Consider the following 15707-nt stretch of genomic DNA (forward strand, 5'->3'; position numbering starts at 1 on the left):
CGCTCGACCCAACCTACGCAGGTCCCCGGTCGCGATAACGGGAGCAGGCACTTTCCCGCCGGGCAGCCCCAAGCCCCCATGCGGTCACCCCCGGCTTTCAGCTATACTCCCCGGCTTTTCGTCGCAGCCGAACGGGTATTTTTCGTGAGCCAGTCCAAGCCCACCGTGCGCACCTTCCAAGACTTGATCCTGGCCTTGCAGCAATACTGGGCCGAGCAGGGCTGCGTGGTACTCCAGCCCTATGACATGGAAGTCGGCGCCGGTACCTTCCACACCGCCACCTTCCTGCGCGCCATCGGTCCCGAGACCTGGAACGCCGCCTATGTGCAGCCCAGCCGCCGCCCCACCGACGGCCGCTACGGCGAGAACCCCAATCGCCTGCAGCACTACTACCAGTTCCAGGTGGTCCTCAAGCCCAACCCGGACAACTTCCAGGAGCTCTACCTGGGCTCCCTGGCCGCCATCGGCCTGGATCCGCTGGTGCACGACGTGCGCTTCGTCGAGGACAACTGGGAATCGCCCACCCTGGGCGCCTGGGGTCTGGGCTGGGAAGTCTGGCTCAACGGCATGGAAGTCACCCAGTTCACCTACTTCCAGCAGGCGGGCGGTATCGAGTGCTATCCGGTGACCGGCGAGATCACCTATGGCCTCGAACGCCTGGCCATGTACCTGCAGGGCGTGGACTCGGTCTACGACCTGATCTGGGCCGACGGCCCCTTCGGCACCGTGACCTACGGCGACGTCTTCCACCAGAACGAAGTGGAGCAGAGCACCTACAACTTCGAGCACGCCAATGTGCCCAAGCTGTTCGAGCTGTTCGACTTCTACGAGTCCGAGGCCAATCGCCTGATCGCCCTGGACCTGCCGCTGCCCACCTACGAGATGGTGCTCAAGGCCTCCCACACCTTCAACCTGCTGGACGCCCGCCGCGCCATCTCGGTGACCGAGCGCCAGCGTTACATCCTGCGCGTGCGCACCCTGGCGCGCAGCGTCGCCCAGGGCTACTTCAAGGCCCGTGCCCGCCTGGGCTTCCCGCTGGCCAGCCCCGCGCTGCGTGACGAGGTCCTGGGTCGCGACGATGTCCAGGCGCTGCTCAAGGAGGGCGAATGATGAGCACCACTCTGGATTTCCTGGTCGAACTGGGTACCGAAGAACTGCCACCCAAGGCGCTCAAGACCCTGGGCGACAGCTTTCTCGCCGGTATCGAGAAGGGCCTCAAGCAGGCCGGTCTAGGCTATGCCAGCGCCCGCGCCTATGCCGCGCCGCGCCGCCTGGCCGTGCTGGTCGAAGCCCTGCAGACCCAGCAGCCCGAGCGTAGCGTCAACCTGGACGGCCCGCCGCTCCAGGCCGCCTTTGGCGCCGATGGCCAGCCGACCCAGGCCGCCCTGGGCTTCGCCCGCAAGTGCGGCGTCGACATCAGCGCCATCGATCGCAGCGGCCCCAAGCTGAGATTCTCCCAGAGCATTCCTGGTCAGCCGGCGGCCAGCCTGCTGCCCGGCATCGTCGAAGCCTCCCTGGCCGAGCTGCCGATTCCCAAGCGCATGCGCTGGGCCGCCCGCCGCGAGGAATTCGTCCGTCCCACCCAGTGGCTGGTGATGCTGCTGGGTGACGAGGTGATCGACTGCGAGATCCTCACCCGCCGTGCCGGCCGTGAGTCCCGCGGCCACCGCTTCCACCATCCAGAGGCCGTGCGCATCAGCGCCCCGGCCCACTACGCCGCCGACCTGCGCGCCGCCCATGTGCTGGCCGACTTCGCCGAGCGCCGCCAGCTGATCGAATCCCGCGTAGCCGAGCTGGCCGCGGCGGAGCAGGGCAGCGCCGTGGTGCCGCCCGCGCTGCTGGACGAGGTGACCGCCCTGGTGGAATGGCCGGTGCCGCTGGTGTGCGCCTTCGAGGAACGTTTCCTCGAGGTGCCCCAGGAAGCCCTGATCACCACCATGCAGGACAACCAGAAGTACTTCTGCCTGCTGGATGCCCAGGGCAAGCTGCTGCCGCGCTTCATCACCGTGGCCAACCTGGAGAGCAAGGATCCGGCGCAGATCGTCAGCGGCAACGAGAAGGTGGTCCGCCCCCGTCTCACCGACGCCGAGTTCTTCTTCAAGCAGGACCAGAAGCAGCCGCTGGAAAGCTTCAACGAGCGCCTCAAGAACGTGGTCTTCCAGGCCCAGCTCGGCACCGTCTACGACAAGGCCCAGCGCGTCGCCGCCCTGGCCGCCTTTATCGCCGAACGCATCGGTGGTGATGCCGAGCGCGCCCACCGCGCCGGCGTGCTCGCCAAGTGCGACCTGGCCACCGAGATGGTCGGCGAATTTCCCGAGATGCAGGGCATCGCCGGCTACTACTACGCCAGAAAGGGCGGCGAGGCCGAAGATGTGGCCCTGGCGCTCAACGAGCAGTACATGCCGCGCGGCGCCGGCGCCGAATTGCCGCAGACCCTGACCGGCGCGGCCGTGGCCCTGGCCGACAAGCTCGACACCCTGGTCGGCATCTTCGGCATCGGCATGCTGCCCACCGGCAGCAAGGACCCCTTCGCCCTGCGCCGTCAGGCCCTGGGCGTGCTGCGCATCCTCATCGAGAAGGGACTGGAGCTGGATCTGCCAGCCGCAGTCGCCTTCGCCATCGCCGGCTATGGCGAGCGGGTCAAGGCTGCCGGCCTGCAGGAGCAGGTGCTGGACTTCGTCTTCGACCGTTTGCGCGCCCGCTACGAGGACGAAGGCATCGACACCGCCGCCTACCTGGCCGTGCGCGCCCTGCGTCCGGCCTCGGCGCTGGACTTCGACCAGCGCGTCCAGGCCGTGCAGGCCTTCCGTCGCCTGCCCGAGGCCGAGGCCCTGGCCGCCGCCAACAAGCGCGTCTCCAACCTGCTCGGCAAGTTCGCGGGCCAGGTCGCGGCCCAGGCCGATGCCACCCTGTTCGAGACCGACGCCGAGCGCGCCCTGGCCGCCGCCATCGCCGAGGCCGAGCGGGATGCCGCGCCCCTGGCCGAAGCCCGTCGCTATGGCGCAGCCCTGGAGCGCCTGGCCAGTCTGCGCGCCCCGGTGGATGCCTTCTTCGACGAGGTGCTGGTCAACGCCGAGGACGAGCGCGTCCGTGCCAATCGCTATGCGCTGCTCGCCCACCTGCGTGGCCTGTTCCTCGGCATCGCCGACATCTCGGTGCTGGGCTAGGGCATGAAACTGATCGTGCTGGACCGCGACGGCGTCATCAATGTCGATTCCGATGACTACGTACGCAGCGCCGAGCAGTGGCAACCGCTGCCCGGCAGCCTCGCGGCCATCGCCCGGCTGAACCGGGCCGGTTGGCAGGTGGCCGTGGCCACCAACCAGTCCGGTCTGGCGCGTGGTTACTTCACGGAAGGCGACCTGGCGGCCATGCACGAGAAATTGCAGCGGCTGCTGGCGGAGGAGGGCGGTCGGGTCGACCTGATCCTTCACTGCCCCCATGGTCCGGAAGCGGGCTGCGACTGCCGCAAGCCGCTGCCCGGCCTGTTTCGTGCCATCGCCCACCACTATGGCCGTACCGACCTGGACGGTGTCCCGGTGGTGGGGGACAGCCTGCGCGATCTGGAAGCCGGCGCGGCCCTCGGCTGTACGCCTTACCTGGTGCGTACCGGCAAGGGCGAGCGCACCCTGGCCAAGCCTTTGCCATCCGGTACCCGGGTCTTCGCCGACCTGGCGGCGGTGGCTGATCATCTGCTCGAGGAAGCGCCCTGATGCGGCTCTTGCGTACCCTGTTGTTCTATGTGCTGCTGGGGACCAGCGGCATCCTCTGGTCCTGCGTCAGCCTGCTGATCGCGCCCTTCCTGGCCTATCGCGCCCGCTATCGGCTGGTGGTCAAGGCCTGGACCGGTTTCGCGGTCTGGCTGGCCAAGGTCATCTGCGGCATCCGCTACGAGATCGACGGCCTGGAAAACGTCCCGGCGCAGCCCTGCGTGATCGTGGCCAACCACCAGAGCACCTGGGAAACCTTCTTCCTGTCCGCCCAGTTCGAGCCCACCTCCCAGGTGATCAAGCGCGAATTGCTCAGGATTCCCTTCTTTGGCTGGGCCTTCTCGCTGCTCAAGCCCATCGCCATCGACCGTGACAACGGCAAGCTGGCCCTGCAGCAGCTGACCGAGCAGGGCGGCCGCTATCTCGCCCAGGGCTGCTGGGTACTGATCTTTCCCCAGGGTACCCGCATCGATTACGGCCAGATGGGCAAGTTCTCCCGCGGTGGTGCCGCCCTGGCCTGCAGCCTCAACGTGCCCATCCTGCCCATCGCCCACGATGCCGGCGCCTACTGGCCCAATCGCTCCTGGATCAAGTCGCCGGGGACCATCAAGGTCAGCATCGGCCCGCTGCTCTATCCCCAGGGCCAGGATCCCCGCGCCATCGTCGATCTCAATGCGCGCTGCTTCGCCTTCATCGAGCAGGCCCTGGCGCCGAAGCCCGATGCCGACCCGGCCGAGCGCTGCGTAGCCTGATCGCCAGGCCGCAAGGCCTGGCTGTTTCCACCTCTTTTCCTCCCTTTTCCCACAGACTTATCCACAGGCTGTGCCGGGCTTTTCGCGTCTTCGAATTTTAGCCTGCTAGCGCGGATCGACCTTCATCCACAAGTACCGACAAGCTTATTCCCAGGCTTATCCACAGGAACGTCCCTTATATCCTGTGTCTCTATGCCGCATGGCACGGCCCCTTTACGCCTATTTTCGACGTTGATCAAAAGCGGCTGAGGAAAACTATCCACAAAACCTTCGGCTATAAGATGAACGGCGCTCGCTGTAGTGGAACGAAACGGCGCGACTCTCTAGCCAGAATGTTTTCCACAAAAAAGCCCCGCATGGCGGGGCTTGTGCATAACCGGAGTCGATCAGACGTCGAGGTTCGATACCGCCAGGGCGTTGCTCTCGATGAAGTCGCGACGCGGCTCCACGTGATCGCCCATCAGGGTATTGAAGATCTGGTCGGCGGCTACGGCATCCTCGATGGTTACCTGCAGCATGCGGCGCACGTTCGGGTCCATGGTGGTTTCCCACAGCTGATCCGGATTCATCTCACCCAGACCCTTGTAGCGCTGGATGTTGAATCTCTTGCTGGTCTCGTTCATCAGCCATTCCCAGGCTTCCTTGAAGGTGCTGACCGGGCGACGGCGTTCACCGCGCTTGGCATAGGCGCCTTCTTCCAGCAGGTTGTCCAGCTGGGCGGCCAGCTCGGTCACCAGGCGGTAGTCGTTGCTGCCGAAGAAATCCCGGTTGAAGGTGACGTAGCTGGACAGGCCATGGGCGCGGGTTTCCACCTCTGGTAGCCATAGGCCTCGCTCGCGGTCCTCGCGCAAACTGACGCGGTAGGTAGTGCCAGAGCGCTCGGAGGTCTGCAGGCGTGCGCTAAGGCCTTCCAGCCACTGACGCATCGCCGCTTCATCGGCCAGCTGATCGACACCGACCCGCGGCAGGTACAGCAGGTGTTCGCTGACGGCGGCCGGATACAGCCGCGACAGGCGCTTGAAGGTCTTCATCACCTGGCGATAGCTGTTCACCAGCTTCTCGAGTTCCACGCCGGACAGGCCCGGGGCATTCTCGTTGACGTGCAGGCTGGCTTCTTCCAGGGCGGTCTGGGTCAGGTATTCCTCCATCGCCTCGTCGTCCTTGATGTACTGCTCCTGCTTGCCACGCTTCACCTTGTACAGCGGCGGCTGGGCGATGTAGATGTAGCCCCGCTCGATCAGCAGCGGCATCTGGCGGAAGAAGAAGGTCAGCAGCAGGGTACGGATGTGCGATCCGTCCACATCGGCATCGGTCATGATGATGATGTTGTGGTAGCGCAGCTTGTCGATGTTGAATTCTTCGCGACCGATGCCGCAGCCCAGCGCGGTGATCAGGGTGCCCACCTCCTGGGAGGAGAGCATCTTGTCGAAGCGCGCCTTCTCGACGTTGAGGATCTTGCCCTTGAGCGGCAGGATCGCCTGGGTGCGCCGGTTGCGGCCCTGCTTGGCCGAACCACCGGCGGAGTCACCCTCCACGATGTAGAGTTCGGACAGCGCCGGGTCCTTCTCCTGGCAGTCCGCCAGCTTGCCCGGCAGACCGGCGATGTCCAGCGCGCCCTTGCGGCGGGTCATCTCGCGCGCCTTGCGCGCCGCTTCCCGGGCCCGGGCCGCGTCGATCATCTTGCCGACCACCGCCTTGGCTTCGTTGGGGTTCTCCAGCAGGAAGTCGGAGAAGTGCTTGCCCATCTCCTGTTCCACCGCGGTCTTCACCTCGGAGGAGACCAGCTTGTCCTTGGTCTGGGAAGAGAACTTGGGATCCGGCACCTTGACCGAGATGATGGCGGTCAGGCCTTCACGGGCGTCGTCACCGGTGGTGGCCACCTTGAACTTCTTGGCCAGGCCCTCGGCCTCGATGTAGCTGTTCAGGTTGCGCGTCAGCGCCGAGCGGAAGCCCGCCAGGTGGGTGCCGCCATCGCGCTGGGGAATGTTGTTGGTGAAGCAGAGGATGTTCTCGTTGAAGCTGTCGTTCCACTGCAGCGCCACCTCCACGCCGACGCCATCGTCTTCGCGCTGCACCTGGAAGTGGAATACCTCGTTCACCGCGGTCTTGTTGGTGTTCAGGTAATCGACGAAGGCGCGCAGGCCGCCCTCGTACTTGAACAGCTCTTCCTTGCCACTGCGCTCGTCGCGCAGGACGATGCCGACGCCGGAGTTGAGGAAGGACAGTTCGCGAATCCGCTTGGCCAGGATGTCCCAGCTGAACTGGATGTTGTTGAAGGTCTCGGCGGACGGCTTGAAATGCACCTGGGTACCAGTGGTGTCGGTCTCGCCGATCACCGCCAGCGGCGCCTGGGGCACGCCGTGCACATAGACCTGCTCCCACAGCTGGCCGGCGCGGCGAATGGTCAGCCGCAGCTCTTCGGACAGGGCGTTCACCACCGAGACGCCCACGCCATGCAGGCCGCCGGACACCTTGTAGGTGTTGTCGTCGAACTTACCGCCGGCGTGCAGCACGGTCATGATGACCTCGGCCGCCGAGACGCCTTCTTCCTTGTGGATGTCCACCGGGATGCCGCGGCCGTTGTCGCGCACGGTGATGGATTCATCCATGTGGATGGTGATGCTGATCTCGCTGCAGAAGCCGGCCAGGGCCTCGTCGATGGAGTTGTCCACCACCTCGAAGACCATGTGGTGCAGGCCGGTGCCGTCATCGGTGTCGCCGATGTACATGCCGGGGCGCTTGCGCACGGCATCCAGTCCCTTCAGCACCTTGATGCTGGAAGAGTCGTAGGTATTGGTCTCGCTCATGCTTGGCTCCCGCTAGTGTGGGTCTGCTTGATATGGCCGTGTTCCACGTGAAACACGCTGACCTCTGTCTCCGGCCGCCAGGCGGCCTGTAGCGTCTCGCGCTCGACACAGGTGATGAAGACTTGGCACTCCAGTGCCTCCAGCAGCCGGCACAAGGCCAGCCGGTGTCCCTCGTCCAGTTCCGAGGGCAGGTCGTCGATGAGATAGACGCACTGGCCCCGCTTGACTTGGTTGACCAACCGCCCCTGGGCGATGCGCAACGCGCACACCACCAGCTTCTGCTGGCCGCGCGACAGGATGTCCGCCGCGTTGTGGTTGCCGATGCGGATCCGCAGGTCGGCGCGCTGGGGCCCGGCCTGGGTATGCCCCAGCTGCAGATCCCGCGGCAGACTGTCCGCCAGCACCTCGCGCAGATCGCGCTCGCGGTCCCAGCCGCGGTAGTAGCTCAGGGTCAGGCCGTCGAGCTGGATCAGCTCGGCCAGTACCGCGGTGAATTCCGGCTTCAGACGCTGGATATAGGCCTGGCGAAAGCCATCGATCTCGGCGCTGGCCAGGGCCAGTTCCTGATCCCAGGCGGCCTGCGCCGCAGGGTCGATTTTACCACGTCTGAGCCAGTGATTCCGCTGCCTGAGCGCCTTTTGCAGGCGTTGCCATAGCGGCAGAAATCGCTGTTCCTCGTGGAACACGCCCCAGTCGAGAAACTGCCGCCTGATCTTGGGACTGCCTTCGAGCAGCCGGAAGCCGTCGGGGTTGATCAGCTGCAACGGCAGCACCTCGGCCAGCTGCGCCGCGCTGCGGGCATTCTCGCCATTGATGCGGATCTGGTAGTCACCGCCGCGCTCGCGCTGGATGCCCAGGTTGCAGTCCTGGCCACCGGGCAGCCGCACCTGGCCGAACACCGTGCAACTGGCCTGCTCGTGCTGGATGACCGGCGCCAGCTTGGTGCTGCGAAAGGAGCGGGCCAGGCCCAGCAGGTGGATGGCTTCCAGCAGGCTGGTCTTGCCGCTGCCGTTGGCGCCATGCAGGAGGTTGACCCGTGGCGAGGGCTGAAGCGCGACCGCCTGCAGATTGCGCAGGCGGTCGGCGTTGAAGCGGATCAGCGTCATCGAGCGGCGATCAGAGGCGCATCGGCATCACGACATAGGAGGAGTCGTCGTTGCCCGCCTCCTGCAACAGCGCACTGCTGCTGGAATCGGACAGGGTGATCCGCACCTGGTCGGTGGTCATCACGCCGAGCACGTCGAGCAGGTAGCTGACGTTGAAACCGATCTCCAGGCTGCCGCCGTCGTAGTCGACCTGCAGCTCTTCCTCGGCCTCTTCCTGCTCCGGGTTGTTGGCCTGGATCTTCATGAAGCCGTTTTCCAGCTGCAGGCGGATACCACGGTACTTCTCGTTGGAGAGAATGGCGGTGCGGCTGAAGGCCTCGCGCAGATGCTGGCGCTCGCCCAGTACCAGCTTGTCGCCATGCCGCGGCAGCACGCGCTCGTAGTCGGGGAACTTGCCGTCCACCAGCTTGGAGGTAAAGGTGAAGTCGCCGGTGGTGGCGCGGATATGGTGCTGGCCAAGGACCACGTTGACCGGCTCTTCCGGTTCGGTGAGCAGGCGCGACAGTTCCAGGATGCCCTTGCGCGGCACGATGACCTGGTGCTTCTCGGCCTGGTCGACATCGGCCTCCAGCATGCACATGGCCAGGCGGTGACCATCGGTGGCCACGGCGCGCAGGCGACCGGTGCTGGCTTCCAGCAGCATGCCGTTGAGGTAGTAGCGCACGTCCTGCTGGGCCATGGCGAAGCCGGTGCGCTCGATCAGGCGGCGCAGGCGGCCCTGGGGAATGCTGAACTTCAGCGAACCCGGACCTTCCTCCACGGTGGGGAAGTCGTTGGCCGGCAGGGTGGACAGGGTGAAGCGACTGCGTCCGGCACGGATCAGCAGCTTCTGCTCCTCGGTGCGGATGTCGATCAGCGCATCGGGCTGCAGGCTCTTGCAGATGTCCATCAGCTTGCGCGCCGGCACGGTGATCTCGCCGGCTTCGGCGGCTTCTTCCAGATCTACCCGGCCAACCAGCTCGACTTCCAGGTCGGTACCGGTCAGCGAGAGGCGCTGGCCTTCCACGACCAGGAGTACGTTGGACAGCACCGGCAGCGTTTGCCGACGTTCCACGACACCGGCCACCAGCTGCAGCGGTTTCAACAGGGCTTCGCGTTGAATGGTGAAATGCATGGTCAGGTCCTTGCCAGGGCCGCGTCCGTCAGGTGGTCAGGGTACGCAGCAGGTTCTTGTAATCCTCGCGGATATCCGCGTCGGATTCCCGAAGTTCGGCGATCTTGCGACAGGCGTGCAACACCGTCGTGTGATCGCGTCCGCCAAAGGCGTCGCCGATTTCCGGCAGGCTGTGATTGGTCAGTTCCTTGGACAGCGCCATGGCGACCTGCCGCGGCCGGGCGACCGAGCGCGAGCGGCGTTTGGACAGCAGATCGGCGATCTTGATCTTGTAGTACTCGGCCGCGGTGCGCTGGATGTTGTCGATACTGACCAGCTTGTCCTGCAGCGCCAGCAGATCCTTGAGCGACTCGCGGATCAGCTCGATGGTGATGTCCCGGCCCATGAAGTGGGCATGGGCGATCACCCGCTTGAGCGCGCCTTCCAGTTCCCGCACGTTGGAACGGATACGCTGGGCGATGAAGAAGGCGGCGTCGTGGGGCAGGTCGACCTTGGCCTGGTCGGCCTTCTTCATCAGGATCGCCACCCGCGTTTCCAGCTCCGGCGGCTCCACCGCCACGGTGAGTCCCCAGCCGAAGCGCGACTTGAGCCGCTCTTCCAGGCCATCGATCTCCTTGGGATAGCGGTCGCTGGTGAGAATCACCTGTTGTCCACCTTCGAGCAGGGCATTGAAGGTGTGGAAAAACTCTTCCTGCGAACGCTCCTTGCGGGCGAAGAACTGGATGTCGTCGATCAGCAGCGCATCCACCGAGCGGTAGAAGCGCTTGAATTCGTTGATGGCATTGAGCTGCAGCGCCTTGACCATGTCGGCGACGAAGCGCTCCGAATGCAGATAGACGATCTTGGCGTTCGGATTGCGCTTGAGCAGATGATTGCCCACTGCATGCATCAGGTGGGTCTTGCCCAGACCCACGCCCCCATAGAGGAAGAGCGGGTTGTAACCGTGCTTGGGATTGTCCGCCACCTGCCAGGCCGCCGCGCGGGCCAGCTGGTTGGACTTGCCCTCGACGAAGTTCTCGAAGGTGAAGGTGCGGTTCAGATAGCTGGTGTGCTTGAGCGCCCCCTCCACCTGCACGGTACGTTCGGTCTTGACGACCGGCTCGTCGGCCAATTCCGCCGTCACGTCTTCCAGGGCGACGCCCGCGGTGACGATGTCCGACTGGATCGGTTGCGGCGCCTGCACCGGTGGTGGCAGCGGAGCGCTCTGACTGCTCGGCGTCTGGACGGCGCGCGGCTTGTTGCTGCGCTTGCTGCCGATCAGCAGGGACAGCACCGGGGCGATACCGTCGTCGGCATGCTCCTCGAGCAATTCGAGCAGGCGACCCAGGTATTTCTCGTTGACCCAGTCGAGCACGAAGCGGTTGGGCGCGAACACCCGCAGCTCATCCCCTTCCGCTTCCACCTGCAGTGGCCGGATCCAGGTATTGAATTGTTGCGAAGGCAGCTCGTCGCGCAGCACATCCACGCAACGTTGCCAGAGTTCGACCGACACAGCGTCTCCCAAGAACTGGAGCGGCCCGGACGGGCCATGAGCAAACGCCCATTGTATCCCTCCCCACCCGGGTTATCCACACGACTGCGCAGTTTCCCGGCAGATAGCCGCCACCGCCGCCGTCGCCGAACGCATGACCGTCAGCACTGTGGATAACGCCGTCTGACGTCTCTGGACATCCGGGGGTTTTTCTCTGTGGATAATCCGGCTGTGCGTAACAGCTCTGCTTATCCACAGTCTCTGGACAGCCTGACCACCTTCGTCCCACCTGTTGAAAACAGACTTTCCGCTGTCGCTCCGACCAGGCTGGATCTGGGCTGCCACGATCTATCCACAGAAAACCGCTGCACCATACATATTCACTTCAACAGTCTTTTAAAGCCTTCTGACCTGTTGATTTTATTTACGCATCCGCCTGCCAGCCGGTGCTGGTTGGAAATTGACCTGTACCGAGGCTTTCTCTAGAATCGCCGGTCTCTTTGCGCGGGGCACTCATGCCTTGCCGCTTTCACCTAGGTAAAAGTCCATGAAACGCACCTTCCAACCCAGCACCCTGAAGCGCGCCCGTGTCCACGGTTTCCGTGCTCGTATGGCAACCAAGAACGGCCGTCAGGTTCTCGCCCGTCGCCGTGCCAAAGGCCGCAAGCGTCTGGCGATCTGATTGCCCGGTCAGGTGGTGAGTCAGGGTTTCGGTCGGGACAGGCGCTTACTGAGCTCCCAACAGTTCCAGGCGGTCTTTGACTCTCCCACCCACAAGGCATCCGGCAAGCACCTGCTGCTGCTCGCCCATGCCAATGGGCTCGACCATTCCCGCCTGGGGCTGGTCATCGGCAAGAAAAGCGTCAAGCTTTCTGTCGAGCGCAATCGCATCAAGCGGGTCATCCGGGATTCCTTCCGGCTGAATCAGGACCGCCTGGGCAGCTTTGATCTGGTCTTCGTCGCCCGCAAGGGACTCGGCGAGGTCGACAATCCCGAATTGCACGATCAGCTGCTGCAACTGTGGAAACGTCTCAATCGCCAGGCGAGCAAGACGATTGCCCACCCCATTGACAGTCCCGACGGTGCTCATGCGTAAACCGGCCCTGCTGCTGATTCGCTTCTACCGTTATGCCATCAGCCCCTTGATGGCCAGTCACTGTCGTTTCTATCCGACCTGTTCCGGTTACGCCCTCGAAGCCATCGAGTGCCACGGGCTGCTGCGTGGTGGCTGGCTGACCACACGGCGACTGTGCCGGTGCCATCCCTGGCACTCAGGCGGATACGATCCCGTTCCTCCCGCAAAGAACCCAGCCCCGACCTCTTCGATGGCCGAGTAAACATGGATATCAAGCGCCCGCTACTCATTGCCGCCTTGGCGATCGTGTCCTACACCCTGGTTTTCCAGTGGAACAAGGATTACGGCCAGGGCGATCTGCCCACGGCCAAGACGCAGACCAGCGTCCTGCCGGGCGATACCCCCAACGTGCCCACCGACGTCCCGGCCGATGCCAAGGCAGCTGCCCCGGTGGACAACGCGGCTGCCCAACCGAGCACCGCGCTCATCAAGGTGCGTACCGACGTCCTGGATCTGGCCATCGACCCCCGCGGCGGCGACATCGTCCAGCTCGGCCTGGTGCAGTACCCGAGCCGCCAGGACCATCCCAACGACCCCTTCATGCTGTTCGACAACGGCGCCCAGCGTCTCTACCTGGCGCAGAGCGGCCTGACCGGCGCCAACGGACCCGATGCCAATAGCGCCGGTCGTCCGCTGTACAGCTCGGCGCAGTCCAGCTACGTACTCGCCGATGGCCAGCAGCAGCTGGTGGTGGATCTCAAGTACCAGGCCAATGGCGTCGACTACATCAAGAGATTCACCTTCCACCGGGGCCTGAAGGTCGACTGCTCGGACGCCGAGAAGGCGCAGAAGAAGATCGCCTGCATCAACCCGGACGCCTACCAGATCCAGGTCAGCTACCTGATCGACAACCAGAGCGCCAGCGCCTGGAACGGCGTGCTCTATGCCCAGCTCAAGCGTGACAAGAGCGGCGATCCCTCGGCCACCACCGCCACCGGCGTGTCCACCTACCTGGGCGCCGCGGTCGGTACCCCGGCCGAGCCCTACCGCAAGGTGTCCATGAGCGACATGGACAAGAATCGCCTGCAGGAAGCCGTGCAGGGCGGCTGGGTAGGGTGGCTGCAGCACTACTTTGTCACCGCCTGGGTGCCGAACAAGGACGAGCAGCACCAGATCACCACCCGCAAGGATGCCCAGGGCAACTACATCGTTGGCTTCACCGGTCCGCAGTTCAGCGTGCCGGCGGGTGGCAAGGGCGAGACCTCGCTGACCCTCTATGCCGGTCCGAAGATCCAGGAGCACCTCAAGACCCTGTCCCACGGTCTGGAACTGACCGTCGACTACGGCTTCCTGTGGTTCATCGCCCAGCCGATCTTCTGGCTGCTACAGCATATCCACAGCATCCTGGGTAACTGGGGCTGGTCGATCATCGTCCTGACCATCATCATCAAGATGCTGTTCTTCCCGCTGTCCGCCGCCAGCTACCGCTCCATGGCCCGCATGCGCGCCGTCGGCCCGCGACTGCAGGCGCTGAAGGAACAGCATGGCGACGATCGCCAGAAGATGTCCCAGGCGATGATGGAGCTCTACCGCAAGGAGAAGATCAATCCCCTGGGTGGCTGCCTGCCCATCGTGGTGCAGATGCCGGTGTTCCTGGCGCTGTACTGGGTGCTGCTGGAAAGCGTCGAGATGCGCCAGTCGCCCTGGATGTTCTGGATCACCGACCTGTCGGCCAAGGATCCCTTCTTCATCCTGCCGATCATCATGGGCGCCACCATGCTGGTGCAGCAGATGCTCAACCCGGCACCGCCGGATCCCATGCAGGCCAAGGTCATGAAGATGATGCCGATCATCTTCACCTTCTTCTTCCTGTGGTTCCCGGCCGGTCTGGTGCTGTACTGGATCGTCAACAACTGCCTGTCGATCCTGCAGCAGTGGTACATTACCCGGAAGATCGAGGCGGCCAGCAAGAAGGCCTGACCCCGCTCACCCTGTCCACACGACGCCCCTTGATTGGGGCGTCGTGCTTTCTGGAGGATCGTCATGTCCCTGCCTTCCGACAGCATCGCCGCCATCGCCACCGCCACCGGGCGCGGCGGAGTCGGTATCGTCCGCGTCTCCGGGCCCCTGGCCGCGCCCCTGGCCCGGGTGATCTGCGGCCGTGAGCTAGCTCCCCGGCATGCCCACTACGGCAATTTCCTCGCCGCCGACGGCAGCGTGCTGGACGCCGGTATCGCGCTGTTCTTTCCCGGCCCCAATTCCTTCACCGGTGAAGACGTGCTGGAACTCCAGGGTCACGGCGGCCCGGTGATCCTCGACCTGCTCTTGCGCCGTACCCTGGAGGAAGGCGCGCGCCTGGCCCGCCCGGGCGAGTTCAGCGAACGCGCCTTTCTCAACGACAAGCTCGACCTGGCCCAGGCCGAGGCCATCGCCGACCTCATCGAGGCCAGCACCGAACAGGCGGCGCGCAATGCCCTGCGCTCGCTGCAGGGCGAATTCTCCCGCCGCGTGGAAAGCCTGGTCGAGCAACTCATCCAGCTGCGTATCTACGTCGAGGCCGCCATCGATTTTCCCGAGGAAGAGATCGACTTCCTCGCCGACGGTCGGGTCCAGGGCCTGCTGGAGGGGGTCCAGGCCGAATTGCAGGAGGTCCGTCGCGAAGCCAATCGCGGTGCCCTGCTGCGTGACGGCATGACCGTGGTGATCGCCGGCCGCCCCAATGCCGGCAAGTCCAGCCTGCTCAATGCCCTGGCCGGCCGCGAAGCCGCCATCGTCACCAACATCGCCGGCACCACCCGCGATGTCCTGCGTGAACATATCCACCTGGATGGCATGCCGCTGCACGTGGTCGATACGGCCGGTCTGCGCGACACCGATGACCGGGTGGAACAGATCGGCGTCCAGCGGGCCCTGGACGCCATCGCCGGCGCCGATCGAGTGCTGCTGGTAGTGGACGCCAGCGCACCGGAAGCCCGCGATCCCCAGGCGCTCTGGCCGGAACTGCTGAGCGCCAGGCCGCCGCTGGACAAGCTGACGGTGATCCGCAACAAGGCCGACCTCACCGGTGAACCCACCGGGTTGCTGGCGTCGACCGCGCCGGTGGAGATCGCCCTCAGCGCCACCGATGGCGGGGGGGTCGAGGCCTTGCGCGAGCACCTCAAGGCCTGCATGGGCTTCGAGCAGACCACCGAGGGCGGCTTCAGCGCCCGCCGCCGCCATCTGGATGCCCTGCAGCGGGCGGCCAGCGCCCTGGACCACGGCTATCGCCAGCTCACCCTGGCCGGTTCCGGCGAACTCTTGGCCGAGGATCTGCGCCAGGCCCAGCAGGTGCTCGGCGAGATCACCGGCGCCTTCAGCTCCGACGATCTGCTCGGCCGCATCTTCTCCAGCTTCTGCATCGGCAAGTAACTCCCGCTCCGCTGTAGCAGGCCTGTGCAATGCAGGCCTTGTCTGTCCTCACTTCCCCCTTCCAGAGCCCTGTTGATAAACCCGCCTGAGGTCTGCCCATAAATCGGTGCATGGACTGTCCATGACCTGCCTTGTGGATAAGCAGGCAAAGGATCCACAGGATGCTGAGAGCTTGTATCCATCCACAGCACAAGACGTGCACGGGGTTCAGGTTTTCCCCAGCCCAGGCCTGCCAATGGCTGCATAGGCTTATCCACAGCGAAG

General features: G+C 64.7%; 13 protein-coding genes. 9 read left to right on the plus strand and 4 right to left on the minus strand.

Features of this window, described 5'->3' with window-relative positions:
• The first annotated feature begins 144 nt into the window (after positions 1-144).
• Genes glyQ through QE393_RS19690 form a run of 4 tightly spaced genes read left to right on the plus strand, consistent with a single transcriptional unit; the run spans position 145 to position 4462 of the window.
• Complete coding sequence (gene glyQ, locus QE393_RS19675) at positions 145-1110, plus strand: glycine--tRNA ligase subunit alpha (RefSeq protein WP_150340262.1); 966 nt, start codon at positions 145-147, stop codon at positions 1108-1110.
• Positions 1110-3167: a glycine--tRNA ligase subunit beta gene (gene glyS / locus QE393_RS19680; RefSeq protein WP_310045167.1), complete on the plus strand. Its 2058-nt coding sequence runs from the start codon at positions 1110-1112 to the stop codon at positions 3165-3167. The genes glyQ and glyS overlap by 1 nt, the downstream gene beginning before the upstream one ends.
• A gap of 3 nt (positions 3168-3170) precedes the next feature.
• Positions 3171-3713 (plus strand): D-glycero-beta-D-manno-heptose 1,7-bisphosphate 7-phosphatase, encoded by a 543-nt coding sequence (gene gmhB, locus QE393_RS19685; RefSeq protein ID WP_310045169.1) that lies wholly within the window; start codon positions 3171-3173, stop codon positions 3711-3713.
• Positions 3713-4462, plus strand: coding sequence for a lysophospholipid acyltransferase family protein (locus QE393_RS19690; protein WP_310045171.1), 750 nt, complete (start codon positions 3713-3715; stop codon positions 4460-4462). The genes gmhB and QE393_RS19690 overlap by 1 nt, the downstream gene beginning before the upstream one ends.
• Positions 4463-4848: 386 nt before the next feature.
• Here the strand turns inward: QE393_RS19690 and gyrB are convergent, their stop codons facing one another.
• The 4 genes from gyrB to dnaA are packed head-to-tail and all read right to left on the minus strand — an operon-like array spanning position 4849 to position 10981.
• The gene (gene gyrB / locus QE393_RS19695; protein WP_133860228.1) at positions 4849-7269 is read right to left on the minus strand and encodes a DNA topoisomerase (ATP-hydrolyzing) subunit B; all 2421 of its coding nucleotides are present in this window, start codon (positions 7267-7269) and stop codon (positions 4849-4851) included.
• The gene (gene recF, locus QE393_RS19700) at positions 7266-8375 is read right to left on the minus strand and encodes a DNA replication/repair protein RecF (protein WP_007160137.1); all 1110 of its coding nucleotides are present in this window, start codon (positions 8373-8375) and stop codon (positions 7266-7268) included. The genes gyrB and recF overlap by 4 nt, the downstream gene beginning before the upstream one ends.
• Positions 8376-8385: 10 nt before the next feature.
• On the minus strand, positions 8386-9489 hold the full coding sequence (dnaN, locus tag QE393_RS19705) for a DNA polymerase III subunit beta (protein ID WP_007160136.1): 1104 nt from the start codon (positions 9487-9489) through the stop codon (positions 8386-8388).
• A 28-nt stretch (positions 9490-9517) separates the two neighbouring features.
• Complete coding sequence (dnaA, locus tag QE393_RS19710) at positions 9518-10981, minus strand: chromosomal replication initiator protein DnaA (protein WP_308708603.1); 1464 nt, start codon at positions 10979-10981, stop codon at positions 9518-9520.
• 526 nt (positions 10982-11507) lie between these two features.
• On the opposite strand from dnaA, the gene rpmH reads away from it, so the two are divergent.
• The 5 genes from rpmH (at position 11508) to mnmE (ending at position 15443) form a co-directional block, all read left to right on the plus strand.
• Positions 11508-11642: a 50S ribosomal protein L34 gene (gene rpmH / locus QE393_RS19715; protein ID WP_017641476.1), complete on the plus strand. Its 135-nt coding sequence runs from the start codon at positions 11508-11510 to the stop codon at positions 11640-11642.
• Between the two features lie 12 nt (positions 11643-11654).
• Entirely contained in the window at positions 11655-12056 is a 402-nt protein-coding gene (gene rnpA / locus QE393_RS19720; protein WP_133860591.1) for a ribonuclease P protein component, read from the plus strand.
• Positions 12049-12297 (plus strand): membrane protein insertion efficiency factor YidD, encoded by a 249-nt coding sequence (yidD, locus tag QE393_RS19725; RefSeq protein WP_133860224.1) that lies wholly within the window; start codon positions 12049-12051, stop codon positions 12295-12297. Before rnpA ends, yidD begins: the two co-directional genes overlap by 8 nt.
• Before the next feature lie 2 nt (positions 12298-12299).
• On the plus strand, positions 12300-14015 hold the full coding sequence (gene yidC, locus QE393_RS19730; protein ID WP_310045175.1) for a membrane protein insertase YidC: 1716 nt from the start codon (positions 12300-12302) through the stop codon (positions 14013-14015).
• 63 nt (positions 14016-14078) lie between these two features.
• Positions 14079-15443: a tRNA uridine-5-carboxymethylaminomethyl(34) synthesis GTPase MnmE gene (mnmE, locus tag QE393_RS19735; RefSeq protein ID WP_310045176.1), complete on the plus strand. Its 1365-nt coding sequence runs from the start codon at positions 14079-14081 to the stop codon at positions 15441-15443.
• Positions 15444-15707 lie beyond the last annotated feature (264 nt).

This window comes from Pseudomonas sp. SORGH_AS_0211 (assembly GCF_031453455.1).
Taxonomy (GTDB): Bacteria; Pseudomonadota; Gammaproteobacteria; order Pseudomonadales; family Pseudomonadaceae; genus Chryseomonas; species Chryseomonas aestiva.

Bases quoted from the DNA above. Each gene is read 5' to 3' on its own strand.
- glyS (WP_310045167.1), top strand. From the start codon at position 1,110: ATGAGCACCACTCTGGATTTCCTGGTCGAACTGGGTACCGAAGAACTG.
- gmhB (WP_310045169.1), top strand. From the start codon at position 3,171: ATGAAACTGATCGTGCTGGACCGCGACGGCGTCATCAATGTCGATTCC.
- QE393_RS19690 (WP_310045171.1), top strand. From the start codon at position 3,713: ATGCGGCTCTTGCGTACCCTGTTGTTCTATGTGCTGCTGGGGACCAGC.
- gyrB (WP_133860228.1), bottom strand. From the start codon at position 7,269: ATGAGCGAGACCAATACCTACGACTCTTCCAGCATCAAGGTGCTGAAG.
- recF (WP_007160137.1), bottom strand. From the start codon at position 8,375: ATGACGCTGATCCGCTTCAACGCCGACCGCCTGCGCAATCTGCAGGCG.
- dnaN (WP_007160136.1), bottom strand. From the start codon at position 9,489: ATGCATTTCACCATTCAACGCGAAGCCCTGTTGAAACCGCTGCAGCTG.
- rpmH (WP_017641476.1), top strand. From the start codon at position 11,508: ATGAAACGCACCTTCCAACCCAGCACCCTGAAGCGCGCCCGTGTCCAC.
- yidD (WP_133860224.1), top strand. From the start codon at position 12,049: ATGCGTAAACCGGCCCTGCTGCTGATTCGCTTCTACCGTTATGCCATC.
- yidC (WP_310045175.1), top strand. From the start codon at position 12,300: ATGGATATCAAGCGCCCGCTACTCATTGCCGCCTTGGCGATCGTGTCC.
- mnmE (WP_310045176.1), top strand. From the start codon at position 14,079: ATGTCCCTGCCTTCCGACAGCATCGCCGCCATCGCCACCGCCACCGGG.